The following is a 17,646-nucleotide window of genomic DNA, read 5'->3' as shown; positions in this document are numbered from 1 at the left end:
GGAATAATTAATGACAATTATGCAAAAATTTCTTTGGTTAATTGCTACTCTTGGTAATTTATCAGCGGGCTACTTTTTTATACAGAATCAAAGTGCTTTTAGCTTTATTTTACTTATCTGCACTTTAGCGTATACGATCATTGGCTTTTACGATATTTATCGCAGTGCTCATACGCTTAATCGACTATACCCTGTGGTAGCTTATTTACGTTACTTTCTCGAATCTTATCGAGTCGAAATTCAGCAATACTTCATTGCCAACGATACCGAAGAGATGCCCTTTAACCGAGAACAACGCACACTCATTTATCAACGTTCAAAAAATCTCCGCGATACTATTGCCTTTGGCACTCAGCGTAATTTAATGGAAGATAACTATTTAAGTTTATGGCATTCACTCTCCCCTGCCCATGTCAAAGCAGAAGCTAAGCGCGTATTAATCGGCGAGGCGAATTGCAAACAACCTTATTCTGCCTCTTATTTTAATATTTCAGCAATGAGCTTTGGCTCATTAAGCACCAATGCTATTGAAGCACTTAACTTAGGTGCTAAAAAAGCAGGTTGTTACCATAATACCGGCGAAGGAGCGGCTAGCCCATATCACCTAAAGCATGGTGGGGATGTAGTGTGGCAAATAGGCTCTGGTTTATTTGGTTGTCGTGATGAAAATGGACAATTTAATCCCGTTAGTTTCAAAAAAACAGCCATTTTACCGCAGATAAAAATGATCGAAATAAAGCTATCTCAAGGTGCTAAACCTGGCCATGGTGGCGTATTACCTAAAGCCAAAATTACCGATGAAATAGCACGTATTAGGCATATTTCAAAAGATCAAGACTGTATATCCCCAGCCGTCAACCCTGAATGTACAACTCCTAAAGCCTTGTTAGCTTTTGTTGAACAATTACGCGAGTTAAGTAATGGTAAACCTGTTGGGTTTAAATTATGTATCGGTAATCCTGCGGAATTTTTAAGTATCTGTAAAGCAATGATAGAAACAGGTATTACCCCTGATTTTATTACTGTTGATGGTGCAGAGGGAGGCACAGGAGCTGCACCCGTTGAATTCTCCAATAGATTAGGCTTAGTTTGTTTAGAGGGTGTTAGTGTCGTTAATAATGCCTTAATCGGTGTCGGTTTACGCGATAAAGTAAAAATTATAGCGTCAGGTAAAACAGCGTCTAGCTTTGATATATTAGCGAAAATAGCTGCTGGTGCTGACATTGTAAATGCGGCACGAACTATGATGTTGGCATTAGGTTGTATCCAATCCAGGCATTGTAATACGAACCTTTGTCCGACGGGTATCGCGACGCAAGATCAAGCAAGATCTGAAGCTCTCGATATAGTAGTAAAAAGTGAACGCGTTAAAAACTACCATGCTAATACCATGGCGAGCTTTTTTGAATTAGTCGGTAGTATGGGGTTAGATGATCCCGCTAAGCTCATTCCACAGATGGTAAAACAACGTACACCCAATGGAGGTCAAATGTCAGTCAATAGTTTTGCAAAACCGTTGACAACAAATGCATTAATAGACAATAAGGATTTGAATAAATGTTGGCAACAATGGTGGCAAGCGAGCAGTGCTGAACGTTTTTATGCCGATGACTTATTTATACTCAAATCATTAGAAGTTAGCTAACGGGTAAGAAATTAAAACCTTCTATGAATATGGTACCAATAAAAATAATTCACTTATAAAAGCTATAAAAACAAATTACTGATCAAAATGAAATCATTGGAGCTAAGAAGAATTTCAGTAAACTTAGGAACATTCTTGCTCATGGTTCGAATTTTAGATTGCAAGACACTTGAAGCAAGGCCCAATGGGTTGCAATTTACGCACAAAGGGATTTATTGCTACAAACAATACTACTTTCGCTTGTTGAACATAATTTAAGAAAAAAACTTATCCGATTAGATGAGTTAAAAACATAGCTTAAATTAAAATAACAGCCTTAGTAGAATCCTAAGAGCAGTGAAAACGTAATAAAAAGCGCCGAAGCGCTTTTAATGATTCTTAATGGGTGACTATTAATTAGACCAGATTAATTAGCAATCACCACTTAACCTTACTCGTTTCTTTATTGCAAAACTAATGCACGAATAAAGAAAAAATGATTATTTATTAGTGACAGTAATACCATTATCGGCAATCACGATATCGCCATTTTTATATAACTGACCAATGGCTTTTTTAAAGTTGCCCTTGCTCATTTTTAAAATTTTGGCAATCTGCTCAGGGCTACTTTTATCTGATAATGGCAAGAATCCATCGTGTTGCTTCATGGTTAATAAAATGCGATCTGACAAACCATCCATTTTTGCATAACCAGTTTGCGTTAAACTCAGGTCAATTTTGCCATCTTCACGAATACGTCTGATGTAACCTTTACATTTTTTGCCAATACCCAAATCACCGAACACATCACTTTCAAAAATAACCCCCCAATGTAGGTTATTAATAATCGCTTTAAAACCAATATCGGTACGATCTGCAATCAATAAATCAACCTTTTCGCCCACTTTATAGTTTGCAGGCACTTTATCTAAAAAACGGTCCAATTTAGACGAGGCTAATAGTCGCTCACTAATATCATCTTGGTATACATAAACTATGTATCCTAAGCCCGTTTTCATCGCCACTTTCTGTTGATTGAATGGTACCAACAAATCTTTTGGTAGACCCCAATCTAAAAACGCACCTGCACGATTTGTATCGATGACCTTTAATGACGCAAACTCACCCGCCATGGCTTTTACATGTTGTGTGGTCGCAATCAAACGGTCTTCAGAATCAAAATATAAAAATACTGAAATAGTTTGCCCAATTTTCATGCTTTCGGTGACGTAACGTTTAGGTAATAAAACTTCACCTAAATCATGACCTGCATCTAAATACAGGCCAAAATCCACTTCTTTAACGATCTTAAGTTCGTTATAAGTGCCTACTTTAATCATAATTCTCTCTTTTTAAATACACCCCATTGTATGGGGTGTTTATTGTTTGGGTTTATCAATAACCGCTACAGTTAATCGTGAGGTGCATACTAACTGTTGACGCTCATTACAAATTTCTATTTGCCAAATCTGCGTACTATAACCAATATGGACCGCCGTTGCAGTGCCTGTCACAGTGCCTTTTTTAATACTTCTAACATGGTTAGCATTAACTTCTAAGCCAACACAAACCTTATCTTCAGCAACGACTAAATTAGCAGCTACACTACCAAGTGTTTCAGCAAGCACAACCGATGCTCCGCCGTGTAACAAACCATAAGGTTGATGTGTTCGCGAATCAACAGGCATAACAGCTTCAATAAAGTTGTCACCAATTTGAGTATATTCAATACCTAATAGTGCAATAATTGTATCTTTACTGATTGCATTTAATCGAGCTAAATCAGTGCTTTTCTTCCAAATACTCATCGTGCCCCTTAGATTAACTATTGTTTATCGGTGACTATATTAGCTATCATTTAAGGTTAATATTTAATCTCAATGCTGGATAATGAAAGCGTCTTTTTTATTTAAATTAAGCACTCAGGTTGTTTACAGTAAACTTAATAAGGCTTGTACTGGATGTTTCAGCGTTTCGCCTTCAATACGTTTAACTTGGCTACGGCAGGAATATCCCGTTGCTAAACATTGCGCACGTTCACGTTTAGCAATTTCAGCTTCCCAACTTAAGCTATAAATCGCTTTTGAATCCGCTAGTTTACCCGCATCGTGGCCATAAGTACCAGCCATACCACAACACCCAACCGCAACTTCTGATAATGACCCACCAAAATGTTTAAAAATCGTCACCCAATCATTGCCCGCTGTTGGCTCTGCAGTTTTTTCAGTACAATGTCCTAATAAGTAAAAATCGGCATTACTAGCTGTTTTAACCTCTCCCTTCAAGCGCGGTTTTAACCACTCTTGAAACAGTTGAACATTAAAAGCACCGCGTTCATTACCTAGCGCTTGTTTATATTCATCACGGTAACAAAGCACCATAGCAGGGTCAGTACCAACCATAGGGATAGACAGCTCAGCCATTTGATTTAAAAATGCTGCTGAGTCTTTTGCTGTTTTAGCGAATTTACTCAAAAAACCTTTAATATGCTGTGGCTTACCATTGGGTTTAAAAGGCAATAACACTGGCTTATAACCAAGCTTTTTGACTGTCAATATTAAATCACGAACCACATCTGCATCATAATATGTTGTGAACGGGTCCTGTACTATTAACACATAGTCTTCACGCTCAGTTGCGCTTAATGCTTGTAACTTAGTTAAATCAAACTCACTAATATCATGTTGATTTAAAGTGGATTTTAGGGTCGGTGTAGAGAGTTGTGGAATATCTACCATACCCACTACTTTCTCCGTTAAGGTCGAGGTCACTTTTAACCCAGTGAAGAAGTTAAAAAATCTCGGCATGGTACCCATTAGCGGCGCATATTGTTCAACATAAGCCACTAAGTAGTCTTTAATAGGACGTAGATAGCGGTCGTGATACAAGTGAATGAAGCGAGATCTGAATGTCGGAACATCGACCTGTATAGGGCACTGAGACGTACATGCTTTACATGCTAAACAACCTTGCATTGCCTCCATCACTTCATGTGAGAAGTCATACTCACCGTTACGTTTAGATAAGGTATTTTTAAACTTAGTAAAAATACTGGCATTTTTACCCGCATAGAGATCACTTTCTAATGCTAATACGTCAATGTCATTATTCGCTAATTGACGTAACCATTCACGCATGAGACCTGCTCGACCTTTAGGTGAATGTACACGGTCCTTAGTGACTTTAACCGAGGGACACATTGGCGATTTTGTATCGTAGTTAAAACACAACCCATTACCATTACAATCAAGTGCTTGCGAGTAACTTTCTCGCACTTCAATCGGTATTTGACGATCGAATGTACCTCGTTTAACAGCATCAACGCTGACTAACTGTTCAGTCGAATTTAAAGGGGTACAAATTTTACCTGGGTTAACTCTATTATTTGGATCAAAAGCAGCTTTAATTTTTCTCAGCTCATTAAATAACACTTCACCAAAAAATTCAGGTCCGTATTCACTTCTAAATCCTTTACCGTGTTCCCCCCACATCAGGCCTTTATATTTAGCCGTTAATGCCACCACTTTATCTGAAATTTCACGCATCAGTTTTTCTTGCTCAGGATCACAAAGATCTAAGGCTGGGCGTACATGCAACACACCAGCATCAACATGGCCAAACATGCCATAATGCAATCCTTTGTCGTCCAACAATTGACGGAATTCAATAATATAAGCAGCTAAATTTTCTGGAGGGACACAAGTATCTTCAGCAAATGGAATAGGTTTAGCACGAGTATCTGCTTTACCTAATAACCCTACCGCTTTTTTACGCATACCGTAAATTTTATTAATATCAGCTAAATCACTACAAATTTGATAACCAATAACACCCGCTTCTTTATTGCTAATTAAACCGTCCAGCATCACGGTCAGCGCATCAATCTTTTGCTGTTGTATCGTTTGATCCGATTCAGCAAATTCAACGATATTAATGCCATCTAATACTTGTCCTGGCACGTCGGTAATTAGGTCTTTTACGCTATGCCATACAATATCTTGTTTTGCTAAATTTAAAACTTTTGAATCAACTGTTTCTACGGATAATGCATCTGCTTTAACTAAAAAAGGCGCATTTTGTAATGCAGATTGAAAACTATCATATTTAATATTGAATAACGTACGGTAAGTAGGGATAGGTTGTACGTGTAATGTCGCTTCAGTAATAAAAGCTAAAGAGCCTTCCGCTCCGCATAAAATACGCGTTAAATCCACAGTGCCCGATTCATGATCATATACATGCTTTAAATCATAACCGGTTAGAAAACGATTTAACTTAGGGAATGTATTTTCGATATTGTCCTGCTGGGATTCACAGGTATCGATAACCTGACGATAAATAGCACCAATTGAGTCTTCTCGTTCAACTTGGTCTATCAAATCAACGGCGGCAAGAGGTTTACTCTCTAATAAACTACCGTCAATAAGAACCGACGTTAATGCTAAAACATGGTCACTGGTTTTACCGTAAGCCAAAGATCCTTGTCCCGATGCGTCATTACTGATCATGCCGCCAATCGTTGCCCGATTACTGGTTGAGAGTTCAGGGGAAAAGAATAAACCATGCGGTTTTAAATAGTCGTTTAATTGATCCTTCACAACGCCGGTTTGTACACGAACCCAACCATCCTTGGGATTAATCTCAAGGATGTTATTCATATGCTTAGATAAATCTAAAACAATATCATTAGTCAGAGATTGACCGTTAGTCCCCGTACCACCACCACGCGGTGAAAAGCGTATATCTGCAAACTCGGTTTGTTGGGCAAGTTGGCAAAGGGTTATAATATCTTGCGTCGACTTAGGGTAAAGAACTGCCTGTGGAAGACATTGATAAACACTGTTATCCGTTGCAACAGCTAAGCGGCTAGCATAACTTTTTGCAATTTCACCTGCATAATCACTTTCGCTTAATGCTTTGATAAACGCAAAAGTATCCTGCTTGATATTCTCTTGATGGTTTAAATTTGGGATCATGTGTAAAACGCTCTAATCTATTAATGATATACGGGGGATAAAAAATAGCTTCAGATAATAGCATAAATAACCATAAAACAGATGATAAAATAGGCCTTTTGCTATTAAAATTATTGCCTATTTACGGGGTTTGGAGTGCTATTGATATCCACTATATTAATGATTTATGCTAAACCGAATGCATTAAAATAGTTAAGACAGAGGCTTAGATTAAAGCCTCTGGAGAGATTTCGTTATTAAACACCTCATATTTAGATTAAGGTATTTAATGAAAAAAATTAATAAAAAGTTTCAAAACCTAACACTATTTAAAAAGCGTAGTTAGTTAGCTTTTCCTGTGGAAAGAATTTTGGTTGTTCAGGCTCAGGTGCTGGCGTATTAGGCTGAATTGGCGCAACAGGCGCTGCAATAACAACGGGCGCAATAGGCTGATAGGTTTCATTTTCTTCACTCAAACAAGCAAAAACTAAGGTTGTTTTAGTATCATTACCAAAAAATCCCGTATATTCATTGAGATGTTTAACTTCCATATGACGCTTTTTCTCTAAACAATAAGCATTTGCTTGTGCCAGAATAGAAGCTAATAAATCATCTTCTTCACTTGAAAAGGTCGCAGGCTCTTTGCTTATAACATAGCTGTCTTCCCCAGCCTCAATAGGGCCAATAGAAACCGATGAGCAGCCCGCTAAGTACAAAATACTGAACATAAAAATAAATGCTTTACTGACCATAATAACAACTCTCAACTTAAATAATGCTAATGTAGGTTAAATACCTAAAATTAATGCGCATTATACGTACTTTTAAAGCAGATTCCATGCGTCAAAATTTTTTGTCAATATTCAATGACAAAAATTAAATGCTTTGGGCATTTTACTGTTAAAGATGCGCTGAGTTTATTTGTTAGACATTTAGTACCACTCTGCTAAATATCTGATCGATCTTTCTGCTTAAATACATCACTTCTGCGTTAGATATTTTGCAAAGGAAACAATCATTTGACATAATTTCCCCCTTAAAACGAGTCATTTTTACTGCGCAATATTTGATCACATACTTAATGGAGTTAATGGCATAACTTAAATTAATGATATTTATGGCCAAATAAATAACAGCCTTAAAATGAAAAAACCAATACCTGGCATAAAGTATTGGCTTTTATTTGATTGGATTACCATTACAGCTTTAAGCCAAGTCAAAAAACATTAACTAATCTTTCAATAAAAGAGCACTGATCGTTTCAATACCGTGCCCTTTGCCACCAACAGACCATAAGCCGTTTGCAGCCAATTGGTAACTACCAGACAGATCAAAGTGAACCCAGTTCTGCTCAGGTTTTTCGACAAACTTAGCAAGAAATGCAGCTGCAGTAGAGGCGCCAGCCATGCTTTCACCACCGCTATGAATATTGGCAATATCAGCAAATGCAGAGCTAATTTGTTGCAAGTGAAAAGGGGCTAATGGCAGACGCCATAATTTTTCATTGTTATCTTTTGCAGCTTCTAATGCAGACTCAGTGAACTCGTCGTCCATGCTTAAAATACAGTTATAATCACGCCCAACAGCCGCTTTAGCTGCTCCTGTTAACGTTGCGGCATCGATAATCAGCTTTGCGCCATCTTCTTGTGCCGCGATTAAACCATCGGCCAGTACTAAACGCCCTTCTGCATCAGTATTTAAAACCTCAACGCTAATGCCATTTTTATAATTAATCACATCACCTAGTTTAAAGGCTTTGCCACTCACCATATTTTCTGCACAGCATAAATACAATTTAACACGCTTTTGTAAACCGTTTGCAGCGGCTAATGCTAAAGCACCTGTGACCGTTGCTGCACCGCCCATATCACTTTTCATAGCAGCCATTGATGCACTCGGTTTTAAACTGTAACCACCAGAATCGAAAGTGATCCCTTTGCCCACTAGCGCAAAATCAACGGGCGCATCTTGATCACCGCTTGGATTATAATCAAGTTGTAACATGCACGGCATATTAGTGCTGCCTTTACCTACCTCATAGATACCAACATAACCGTCTACATTGAGTTGCTCACCAAAAATAAGTTTGTATTTTAAAGGTACTTTATCAGCACAAACTTGCTCTAATAGTAAACAGGCTTTTTCACACAATACTTCAGGAGTGACCAATGCAGGCCCCAGATTGATCGTTTCTCGAACCCATTCACTGATTAATTTTTTGCTTTTTAGCGCACTAATTGCTTCATCGTCTAATTCAGGGAATTCAACGTTGGCACCTGTTTTTGCATTATAGAAACCTTGGCAAAATGCCCAGCACAAATCAGAATTCCATTGTTCTCCAATTAATTTTATATTGGGTAATGACATATTATCTAATTTACGCGCTGCACTTTGTACTTGTGATAAAACATCATTGATATAGTCAATATGTATCGTCGCTTGTTGCTTATCAAATGATAAAAGTGCGTTCTCTCCCCAAATCGGATCCGCTTTTTGATCAGATAAATTAACTAAAAATGACTGGCTCATAAAATTCCTTAATTGACAAAAACGCGAGCCTAGGCTCGCGTTTATTAATTGATTGTATTAATCATTTTCATCAATCCAACAAAGTTGAATTGCTTCTAAAATGCGTTCACTACAATGTTCAGGATCATCATCAAATTCTTCTAATGCTAATACCCAATCACGTAAATCTGTAAAGCGAATTGCTAGCGGATCTTGGTCTGGATATTTATCAATTAACGCTAATGCAATATCTAAAGAGTCTATCCATTTTAAGTTCATTTAATCGCTCCTAAAAGTAATACGACAACAAAAATTTAATCATTAACTTTAGCTTAATTTATTAGATAAAAAATTAATGCCCTTCCGACACGATATTAACCGTATACTTTGGAATTTCAACTACTAAGTCTTCACCTTGTAAACACGCTTGACAACCTAAACGAGATTCAGGCTCAAGGCCCCAAGCTTTATCTAGCATATCATCTTCTAATTCATCACTTTCTTCTAACGAATCAAAACCTTCACGCACAATGACATGACAGGTTGTACAAGCACATGATTTTTCACAGGCATGTTCAATATGAATTTTATTTTTTAAAGCCACATCTAAAATAGTTTCGCCATCTTTTGCTTCAACAACTAAACCCTCTGGACACAACTCTTCATGCGGTAAAAATATAACTTTTGGCATCTTAAAACCTTTCTAATTTATTGAATTTAGCTTAAATTTCGTCAACGGTATGACCCGTTAAAGCAGCTTTGATTGAAACATCCATGCGGCGCTCTGCATAGTGGTCGGTTAATTTATCAATAGCTTTAATTGCTTCTTTAATCGCATCGATATCATCACCATCAGAGAGTACGATTAGTGCGTCAATTGCTGTCGTTATTTGAGCATACTCTTGATCATTAAGTAATTGCTCACCATCTTTTTTCATTGCAGCTTGTAAATTTTCAACGACGCGTTTAGCTTCAACCTGTTGTTCCACTAACATACGAGCTTGAATATCTTTTTCCGCAAATGTCATGGAATCAGACAACATAGTCATTACCTGCTCATCACTTAAGCCGTAAGTTGGTTTCACTTCGATATAAGCCTGAACACCCGATGATTTCTCCATCGCAGTGACACTTAATAACCCATCAGCGTCGACTTGGAACGTAACACGAATATGTGCAGCACCTGCCGCCATTGGCGGAATATCAGTTAATACAAATTTAGCTAAAGAACGGCAATCACTTACTAATTCTCGTTCACCTTGTAATACGTGAATCATCATAGCCGTTTGGCCATCTTTGAAGGTAGTAAATTCCTGTGCACGTGCGACGGGTATAGTCGTATTACGAGGGATCACTTTTTCAACTAATCCCCCCATCGTTTCTAACCCCAAAGATAGCGGTAAAACATCAAGTAATAACATTTCTGAGTCAGGCTTGTTACCCACTAAAATATCAGCTTGAATCGCGGCACCAATAGCCACTACTTTATCGGGATCAATACTGGTTAATAATGTTCTACCAAAGAACTCAGAAACCGCTGTACGCACTAATGGTACTCGTGTTGAGCCGCCTACCATGACCACTTCGACCACTTCTTCAAGCGAAACATTGGCATCTTTTAATGCACGTTTACATGCGCGAACTGTTTTCTTAACTAATTTAGCAATTAATGTTTCAAAAATATCTTTGCTTAACGTCCCAGTCCAACCAGTTTGTTGCAATGTAATGTCAACTTGATCTGCATCGGAAAGTGCTTGTTTAGCTGCACGAGAAACTTTTGATAACTCCTGCTGCAGCTGAGGAGAAACTTTACCTTCAATGCCTGCTTGTACTTGGATCCATTTTGCAATTTCAGCATCAAAATCATCGCCACCTAATGCAGAGTCTCCCCCCGTAGCTAACACCTCGAAAACACCTTTATGTAAGTGTAAAATTGAAATATCAAAGGTACCACCACCTAGATCATAGACAGCAATCAGACCTTCTTTACCAGAGTCTAACCCGTAGGCAATAGCTGCAGCAGTTGGCTCATTTAATAAACGTAATACATGCAAGCCAGCTAAACGAGCTGCATCTTTTGTACCTTGGCGCTGCGCATCGTCAAAATAAGCAGGCACGGTGATAACCACCCCACTCAAATCACCTTGTAAAGATTCTGTAGCACGTCGTGCCAAAACTTTAAGAATTTCAGAGGATGCTTGCACAGCATTGATCGGGCCACATACGGTATTGATTTGTGCTAAGCCACTTTCATGAGCAGAAAATTCATAGGGAAGATGTGTTTGGTCTAGGTCGGCCAAAGACTTACCCATTAAGCGTTTAGCTGACACTAAGGTATTAAGAGGATCACTTACCGATTTTTCTAAAGCGCTTTTGCCAACTAAAACTTGCGGCGTATTTTCTGCAGATAAAGCATAGTTAACGACTGAAGGCAGCATATCTTGCTGCTCAATATCTTTAAGCGTTGTTGCTTCACCACTGCGCACGGTAGCGACTAATGAATTGGTGGTACCTAAATCAATACCCGCTGCAAGTTTATGTTGATGAGGTGCTGCTGATTGACCAGGTTCTGCAATTTGAAGTAATGCCATGCGTTGATAATCCTATTATTTTTCGAGTATTACTAATCGAATAATTTTTCTTCTAATAACTCAAGCTCAACTTGAAGTTTTAGCATGAATTTTAATTTGCGGATAAGGTTTGCTGTTGTTTCTAATTGTTCTGCTTGTAGTGCAGTTTCAATTTCTGCTTCTAAACCTTTAACTAAAGCAGAGATTTCTTGATTGAACGCTTCTATTGCTTGTTCATCATCTTCGGTAAAGTTAGCGACTTTTTCGCGCCACTCCATTTGTTGAATTAAGAAACCAGTATCCTGAAGGGTACGCTGTTCTAATTCAATATCTAAGCCACTCAGTTTTAGTAGGTACTGGGCTCGCAAGCAACTGTCTTTTAAGGTTTGAAAAGCATCATTAATTTCTGTGCTTTTTTGCATAGCTTGTAGGCGTGCACGATCATCTTGCATTGTGAATTTATCTGGATGGAATTGTTTTTGTAAGTCACGGTAAGTTTGAGATAACCGAGTTTGATCGACAGAAAATTCAACAGGTAGAGAAAATAACTCAAAATAATTCAAAACGATTTCCTAACTTGGTAATAATAAAACAATAAAGTCCGACCATACTAGTGTATTAGTCAGACTTCAATAATATCGAGACTTGCGTTTTTATACGCTAAAGCTTTCACCACAACCACATTCACCATTAGTGTTAGGGTTATTAAATTCAAAACCTTCGTTAAGACCTTCTTTAACAAAATCTAACTCAGTACCATCTAAATAAAGTAAGCTTTTTTTATCAACAATAATATTAACACCGTGGTCGGTGAACATTTCATCATCGTCGTTTAGAACGTCTACAAACTCAAGTACATAAGCCATTCCAGAACAGCCTGAAGTTTTAACACCGATCCGTAAGCCTAGGCCTTTACCACGGTTTTTTAAAAAATTTGATACATGCTTTGCAGCAGGTTCTGTCAGTGTAATAGCCAAAATCGACTCCGTTTATTTAATTCATAAACACGCTAAGTGATAGTACAACACTATCACTTAGCTATGTTTTCTAAGCATTTTTGCTTTTGTAATCTTCAATTGCTGCTTTAATTGCATCTTCTGCAAGAATAGAACAATGAATTTTTACAGGAGGTAAAGCAAGCTCAGCAGAAATTTCAGTATTAGAAATTTTTCCAGCTTCTTCTAATGATTTACCTTTAACCCATTCAGTCACTAATGAGCTAGAAGCAATTGCACTACCACAACCGTAAGTTTTGAACTTAGCATCTTCGATGATACCGTTCGCATCAATTTTAAGCTGTAACTTCATTACGTCACCACAAGCTGGTGCGCCAACCATACCCGTTGCAACACTTTTATCATCTTTATCAAATGAACCAACGTTACGTGGATTTTCATAATGGTCGATTACTTTTTCGCTATAAGCCATGATTGTATTCCTTATATTCTTTTAATAGTGTTTACGTCGGTATTGATTAATGATGAGACCATTCAATGCTGTTTATGTCGATACCTTCTTTGTACATATCCCATAATGGCGACATATCACGTAAACGGCCGATGTTTTCACGGATAATTTTAATAGCGTAATCAATTTCAGCTTCAGTAGTGAAACGACCAATACTAAAACGAATTGAACTATGTGCTAATTCGTCGTCGCGACCAATTGCACGTAAAACATATGAAGGCTCTAAACTCGCAGAAGTACACGCACTACCAGAAGAAACTGCTAAGTCTTTCAGTGCCATTACTAATGACTCACCTTCAACATAGTTAAAGCTAATATTAATATTACCTGCAACGCGATTTTCTAACGAACCATTAACATACACTTCTTCCATATCGTTAACGCCATTTAATAGACGATTACGTAATGCTAGAACACGTTCGTTTTCGCTTGCCATCTCTTCTTTTGCAATACGGAATGCTTCCCCCATTGCTACAATTTGATGCGTCGCTAATGTGCCACTACGCATACCACGCTCGTGTCCACCACCGTGCATTTGTGCTTCTAAACGAATACGCGGTTTACGGCTAACATATAATGCCCCAATACCTTTAGGGCCGTAAATTTTATGACCAGAGAAAGAGATTAAATCCACTTTCATTTTTTGTACGTCAATTTCAATTTTACCGGCACTTTGTGCGGCATCAACGTGTAAAATAGTCTTATTAGCACGACATAATTCACCAAATGCAGCAATATCTTGAATAACACCAATTTCGTTATTCACATGCATCAGACTTACTAATACTGTGTCGTCGCGTAATGCTTCTTTTAATTGTTCAGGTGTTACGATGCCATCTTCTTTTGGGTCAAGATAAGTCACTTCAAAACCTTCACGCTCTAATTGACGACAAGTATCTAAAACCGCTTTATGCTCAGTTTTAGCAGTAATAATATGTTTACCTTTTTTCTGGTAAAAATGTGCAGCACCTTTAATTGCAAGGTTATTTGATTCAGTTGCACCTGATGTGAAAACTATTTCACGAGAATCTGCATTTAATAAGTCGGCAATTTGCTCACGAGCAATATCAACGGCTTCTTCAGCCTGCCAACCAAAACGGTGAGAACGTGACGCTGGGTTACCAAAGTCACCATCTACTGATAAATACTGCACCATTTTTTCAACAACACGAGGATCAACGGGGGTTGTTGCTGAATAATCAAGATAAATCGGTAATTTCATTTTTTTCTCCACTGCCCTTATTTAGAGATAATATTAAGCAGTTCGTTATTAGTAAATTTATTATTTTGTTGTTCAGAAACATGCTGTACATGTTCACTAGCCATTAATTCATCTAATGTAATACCGTCTAAAAATGAACTAATTCTGGTACTTAATTGCTCCCATAAAGAATGCGTTAAGCACTGTACGCCATCTTCTTGACAACCACCTTTACCTGAGCATTTACGCACATCAACGCTTTCATTTACTGCATCAATTATCATTGACACTGAAATCTCTGATTTGCTTTTGCCCAACTTATAACCGCCACCGGGACCACGTACACTACTTACTAGCTCTTTTTGCCTAAGCTTTGAAAATAATTGCTCCAAATAAGAAAGCGATATTCCTTGGCGCTCAGAGATCTCAGCAAGGGGTACAGGGCCATTGTGCTCTTTTATTGCAACATCTAGCATCGCAGTGACCGCATAACGGCCTTTTGAAGTTAATTTCATAGTAGAGTTCGCTATAATAAGTGTTTAACAACCATATCGGTTAAAAACGAATGACTTAATACACTCAGTATAAATACCTGACAAATTTAGTCAAGTAAAAAACCCTACACTTTAGTTGGTTTTATTTTTTATTGATGCTTTCATCTTTTAGCGCACCTTTCTCTACACTTTCTATGGATTTTTGCATGCTACTAAAAATACCTCTAAGCATTCTTAACTCATTGATTTCAGGACGAGCACGATTCAATAGACGACGTAATTTATCCATCACCAAGCCCGGATGAGCGGGTACAATAAAGCCAATTTGAAACAGTGTTTTTTGTAAATGTTCTAGCATACCTTCGAAGTCAGCCGCTCTCGGGTACTCCTCGACAACCTCAGGAAATGCTTCTGAGGCTAAAAATGCCATTCGCACTTCATAGCTTAATGTTTGCACGGCCATTGCTAAGTTGAGTGAGCTATAGTCTGGATTTGCAGGAATAAACACATGAAAATGACACTTTTGTAGTTCATCGTTGGTTAAACCGCTGTTTTCGCGACCAAAGACTAATGCTACTTTGTGTTTTTTTCCTTCACTCGCAACTTTAACACCCATTTCTCTTGGATCTAACATAGGCCAATCAAGGGTTCTAGGGCGCGCACTTGCACCAACGACCAAACCACAATCTTCAATACCTTGATCGAGTGTTTTATAGACTTTATGATTTTTTAATACATCGCTGGCTCCAGCTGAAAGAGCAACCGATTTACCATCGACTTCACATTCAGGATCGATCAACACTAAATCAGTCAAGCCCATTGTTTTCATTGCTCTAGCAGCGCTGCCAATGTTGCCAGGGTGAGAGGTACCAATTAATATAATGCGAACGTTATCTAGCATCATTTTTCCTTCGTGAAGAGTAAATTTTTTGAGCGCAAAGTTTAGCACTGTTTGTATAACAACTAAACCATTGTAACTGGGCATTTTAAACTAAAACGGCATTTAATAGATGAATTTTCAAGCAATTAAAATATTGCACAATTATGTGACCTGTGTATAATTTCGCGCCGAAGGAATTTCCCTTCATGTTCTTTTAAAATCTAATGGTGATCCTATGCATCCAATGTTAAATATTGCGATTCGTGCTGCGCGTAATGCGGGTAAAGTAATTGTAAAAGGTTATGAAAATTTAGAGTCTGTTGAAGTTGAAGAAAAATCACTTAACGACTATGTAAGCAGCGTTGATAAAGAAGCTGAATTAGCAATTATTGGTACATTACGTAAATCATACCCAGACCACAGTATTATTGCTGAAGAGTCAGGTATTGATAACGGTGCAGATACTGATCACCAATGGATTATTGACCCACTAGATGGGACATCAAACTTCATTCACGGTATTCCTCATTTTGCCGTTTCAATTGCATTAAAAATCAAAGGCCGTACCGAAGTCGGCGTTGTTTTTGACCCTATCCGCAATGAATTATTCTCAGCAGTTCGTGGCCAAAGCGCACAAATCAACGGCTACCGTACCCGTACTAGCACAGTGCCAAAATTAGCTGGTACTTTGTTAGCAACAGGTTTCCCGTTCAAACAAAAATACAACCTAGAAACATACTTAAACATCTTCCAAGATTTCTTTAAGGATGTTGCTGATATGCGTCGTGGCGGTAGTGCTGCACTTGACCTAGCTTACGTTGCTGCAGGTCGTATGGACGGTTTCTGGGAATTTGGTTTAAAACCTTGGGATATCGCAGCCGGCGAATTATTATTAAAAGAATCTGGCGCAATGATGACTGACTTTAACGGTGGTAATGACTACTTTAAATCAGGTGATGTTGTTGCAGCTAATCCAAAACTTTTAAAAGAAATGTTAACGGTTATTCGTAAGCATAATGCTTAATTAATCGTCTTTCATTTGTTGAAAAAAACAAAAGAACAACCATTAGATTAAAAAAAGCCAGAACAAATTGTTCTGGCTTTTTGCTATCTAGCGATTAATTCATTTGTTATCCACATAAGAAGTAAATTCTTTAACTTTGCTTTAAAAAACATTCCCCTCGATCACTTATCACACAAGGTTTAGTGTACAAAGTCTAGACAGCACACCGCTTATTGTGGTTTAACGTTGTGAAACGATTAATAAACTAAAATAGATCATCACAGTGCCAGACAAACGTTGTGTCCAACGATTTAACCACGACTCTTTTTGTTGCTGCAAACTTTTTAACTTATCAACGACAAAAATCAATGAAGTAAACCAACTAATAATAAATACAGCATGGATAGCAACAAACAAAAATGCAGTGCTTATATGCGCTTCATCAAAACCAATGAATTGTGGAAAAGCAGCTAAATAAAACATCGACACTTTTGGATTTAGTAATTGTGTTAAAAAACCTTCATTAAAAAAAGTAATAAACCTACGTCCCATTACACCCAGCTTCTTTTCTGCTGGGCACTTCGCCGCTGCGTTCATTAGAGCTTCTGCACTGACTTGAATGTTTCCTCCCTCGTTAAATTTTTTACTGTTATTAAAAGAGGTGTAAATAGCTTTAACACCAATATAAAAAAGGTAGGCAGCTCCTAGTAACTTTATTAACATAAATAATTCAGCGGATTGCATAACTAACGCAGATAACCCAAAGATAGATAATCCTCCATGAATAAATGTTGCACAAGCAATACCCACTACATTAATTAAAGCTGACGATTTAGGGTTGCTTGCTATCGTTTTAAGTATTAAAACACCATTAGGGCCCGGTGAAATAACCAGCAAAAATGCCACTAAGCTAAACGCTAACACTTCATTCATCTTTATTGCTG

General features: G+C 37.8%; 17 protein-coding genes. 2 read left to right on the top strand and 15 right to left on the bottom strand.

The window, feature by feature from the left end; all coding sequences use genetic code 11:
- Positions 1–10: 10 nt before the first annotated feature.
- Complete coding sequence (locus H5084_RS07535) at positions 11–1,645, top strand: FMN-binding glutamate synthase family protein (RefSeq protein WP_182690074.1); 1,635 nt, start codon at positions 11–13, stop codon at positions 1,643–1,645.
- 479 nt (positions 1,646–2,124) lie between these two features.
- Here H5084_RS07535 and H5084_RS07530 read toward each other — a convergent pair whose 3' ends face one another.
- From H5084_RS07530 to trmJ, 14 genes are all read right to left on the bottom strand, one after another.
- Positions 2,125–2,964 carry a S1 RNA-binding domain-containing protein gene (locus H5084_RS07530; protein WP_182690073.1) on the bottom strand — a complete coding sequence of 280 codons (840 nt, stop codon included), beginning with the start codon at positions 2,962–2,964 and terminating at the stop codon, positions 2,125–2,127.
- Between the two features lie 39 nt (positions 2,965–3,003).
- Entirely contained in the window at positions 3,004–3,432 is a 429-nt protein-coding gene (locus H5084_RS07525; RefSeq protein ID WP_028868600.1) for a hotdog fold thioesterase, read from the bottom strand.
- Between the two features lie 123 nt (positions 3,433–3,555).
- Positions 3,556–6,600: an FAD-binding and (Fe-S)-binding domain-containing protein gene (locus H5084_RS07520; protein WP_182690072.1), complete on the bottom strand. Its 3,045-nt coding sequence runs from the start codon at positions 6,598–6,600 to the stop codon at positions 3,556–3,558.
- Between the two features lie 308 nt (positions 6,601–6,908).
- Positions 6,909–7,331, bottom strand: coding sequence for a hypothetical protein (locus H5084_RS07515; protein WP_028868602.1), 423 nt, complete (start codon positions 7,329–7,331; stop codon positions 6,909–6,911).
- A 478-nt stretch (positions 7,332–7,809) separates the two neighbouring features.
- Entirely contained in the window at positions 7,810–9,108 is a 1,299-nt protein-coding gene (gene pepB, locus H5084_RS07510; RefSeq protein ID WP_182690071.1) for an aminopeptidase PepB, read from the bottom strand.
- A 57-nt stretch (positions 9,109–9,165) separates the two neighbouring features.
- Positions 9,166–9,366, bottom strand: a complete 201-nt coding sequence (iscX, locus tag H5084_RS07505) for a Fe-S cluster assembly protein IscX (RefSeq protein WP_028868604.1) — start codon at positions 9,364–9,366, stop codon at positions 9,166–9,168.
- Between the two features lie 73 nt (positions 9,367–9,439).
- On the bottom strand, positions 9,440–9,778 hold the full coding sequence (gene fdx, locus H5084_RS07500) for an ISC system 2Fe-2S type ferredoxin (protein ID WP_028868605.1): 339 nt from the start codon (positions 9,776–9,778) through the stop codon (positions 9,440–9,442).
- A gap of 31 nt (positions 9,779–9,809) precedes the next feature.
- On the bottom strand, positions 9,810–11,678 hold the full coding sequence (gene hscA, locus H5084_RS07495; RefSeq protein WP_028868606.1) for a Fe-S protein assembly chaperone HscA: 1,869 nt from the start codon (positions 11,676–11,678) through the stop codon (positions 9,810–9,812).
- 32 nt (positions 11,679–11,710) lie between these two features.
- On the bottom strand, positions 11,711–12,220 hold the full coding sequence (gene hscB / locus H5084_RS07490) for a co-chaperone HscB (protein WP_028868607.1): 510 nt from the start codon (positions 12,218–12,220) through the stop codon (positions 11,711–11,713).
- Between the two features lie 90 nt (positions 12,221–12,310).
- Positions 12,311–12,634, bottom strand: a complete 324-nt coding sequence (iscA, locus tag H5084_RS07485; protein ID WP_028868608.1) for an iron-sulfur cluster assembly protein IscA — start codon at positions 12,632–12,634, stop codon at positions 12,311–12,313.
- Between the two features lie 70 nt (positions 12,635–12,704).
- On the bottom strand, positions 12,705–13,085 hold the full coding sequence (iscU, locus tag H5084_RS07480) for a Fe-S cluster assembly scaffold IscU (protein WP_028868609.1): 381 nt from the start codon (positions 13,083–13,085) through the stop codon (positions 12,705–12,707).
- 46 nt (positions 13,086–13,131) lie between these two features.
- Positions 13,132–14,346 (bottom strand): IscS subfamily cysteine desulfurase, encoded by a 1,215-nt coding sequence (locus tag H5084_RS07475; protein WP_028868610.1) that lies wholly within the window; start codon positions 14,344–14,346, stop codon positions 13,132–13,134.
- Between the two features lie 17 nt (positions 14,347–14,363).
- Positions 14,364–14,840, bottom strand: coding sequence for a Fe-S cluster assembly transcriptional regulator IscR (iscR, locus tag H5084_RS07470; RefSeq protein WP_028868611.1), 477 nt, complete (start codon positions 14,838–14,840; stop codon positions 14,364–14,366).
- A 121-nt stretch (positions 14,841–14,961) separates the two neighbouring features.
- Positions 14,962–15,720 carry a tRNA (cytosine(32)/uridine(32)-2'-O)-methyltransferase TrmJ gene (gene trmJ / locus H5084_RS07465; protein WP_028868612.1) on the bottom strand — a complete coding sequence of 253 codons (759 nt, stop codon included), beginning with the start codon at positions 15,718–15,720 and terminating at the stop codon, positions 14,962–14,964.
- A 214-nt stretch (positions 15,721–15,934) separates the two neighbouring features.
- Here trmJ and suhB point away from each other — a divergent pair, with 214 nt between their 5' ends.
- Entirely contained in the window at positions 15,935–16,723 is a 789-nt protein-coding gene (suhB, locus tag H5084_RS07460; RefSeq protein WP_028868613.1) for an inositol-1-monophosphatase, read from the top strand.
- 219 nt (positions 16,724–16,942) lie between these two features.
- On the opposite strand, the gene H5084_RS07455 is transcribed toward suhB, so the two are convergent.
- The gene (locus H5084_RS07455) at positions 16,943–17,635 is read right to left on the bottom strand and encodes a LysE family translocator (protein ID WP_182690070.1); all 693 of its coding nucleotides are present in this window, start codon (positions 17,633–17,635) and stop codon (positions 16,943–16,945) included.
- Between the last annotated feature and the right edge of the window lie 11 nt (positions 17,636–17,646).

Origin of the sequence: Psychromonas sp. SR45-3 (assembly GCF_014163575.1) — a bacterium.
GTDB classification, from domain to species: domain Bacteria; phylum Pseudomonadota; class Gammaproteobacteria; order Enterobacterales; family Psychromonadaceae; genus Psychromonas; species Psychromonas arctica.
The sequence above is the reverse complement of the archived record's forward strand: the minus strand, read 5'-3'. Positions and strand labels throughout refer to the sequence as shown.

Coding starts and splice junctions, on each gene's coding strand:
- H5084_RS07535 (WP_182690074.1), top strand. CDS start 11: ATGACAATTATGCAAAAATTTCTTTGGTTAATTGCTACTCTTGGTAAT.
- H5084_RS07530 (WP_182690073.1), bottom strand. CDS start 2,964: ATGATTAAAGTAGGCACTTATAACGAACTTAAGATCGTTAAAGAAGTG.
- H5084_RS07525 (WP_028868600.1), bottom strand. CDS start 3,432: ATGAGTATTTGGAAGAAAAGCACTGATTTAGCTCGATTAAATGCAATC.
- H5084_RS07520 (WP_182690072.1), bottom strand. CDS start 6,600: ATGATCCCAAATTTAAACCATCAAGAGAATATCAAGCAGGATACTTTT.
- H5084_RS07515 (WP_028868602.1), bottom strand. CDS start 7,331: ATGGTCAGTAAAGCATTTATTTTTATGTTCAGTATTTTGTACTTAGCG.
- pepB (WP_182690071.1), bottom strand. CDS start 9,108: ATGAGCCAGTCATTTTTAGTTAATTTATCTGATCAAAAAGCGGATCCG.
- iscX (WP_028868604.1), bottom strand. CDS start 9,366: ATGAACTTAAAATGGATAGACTCTTTAGATATTGCATTAGCGTTAATT.
- fdx (WP_028868605.1), bottom strand. CDS start 9,778: ATGCCAAAAGTTATATTTTTACCGCATGAAGAGTTGTGTCCAGAGGGT.
- hscA (WP_028868606.1), bottom strand. CDS start 11,678: ATGGCATTACTTCAAATTGCAGAACCTGGTCAATCAGCAGCACCTCAT.
- iscU (WP_028868609.1), bottom strand. CDS start 13,085: ATGGCTTATAGCGAAAAAGTAATCGACCATTATGAAAATCCACGTAAC.
- H5084_RS07475 (WP_028868610.1), bottom strand. CDS start 14,346: ATGAAATTACCGATTTATCTTGATTATTCAGCAACAACCCCCGTTGAT.
- iscR (WP_028868611.1), bottom strand. CDS start 14,840: ATGAAATTAACTTCAAAAGGCCGTTATGCGGTCACTGCGATGCTAGAT.
- trmJ (WP_028868612.1), bottom strand. CDS start 15,720: ATGCTAGATAACGTTCGCATTATATTAATTGGTACCTCTCACCCTGGC.
- suhB (WP_028868613.1), top strand. CDS start 15,935: ATGCATCCAATGTTAAATATTGCGATTCGTGCTGCGCGTAATGCGGGT.
- H5084_RS07455 (WP_182690070.1), bottom strand. CDS start 17,635: ATGAATGAAGTGTTAGCGTTTAGCTTAGTGGCATTTTTGCTGGTTATT.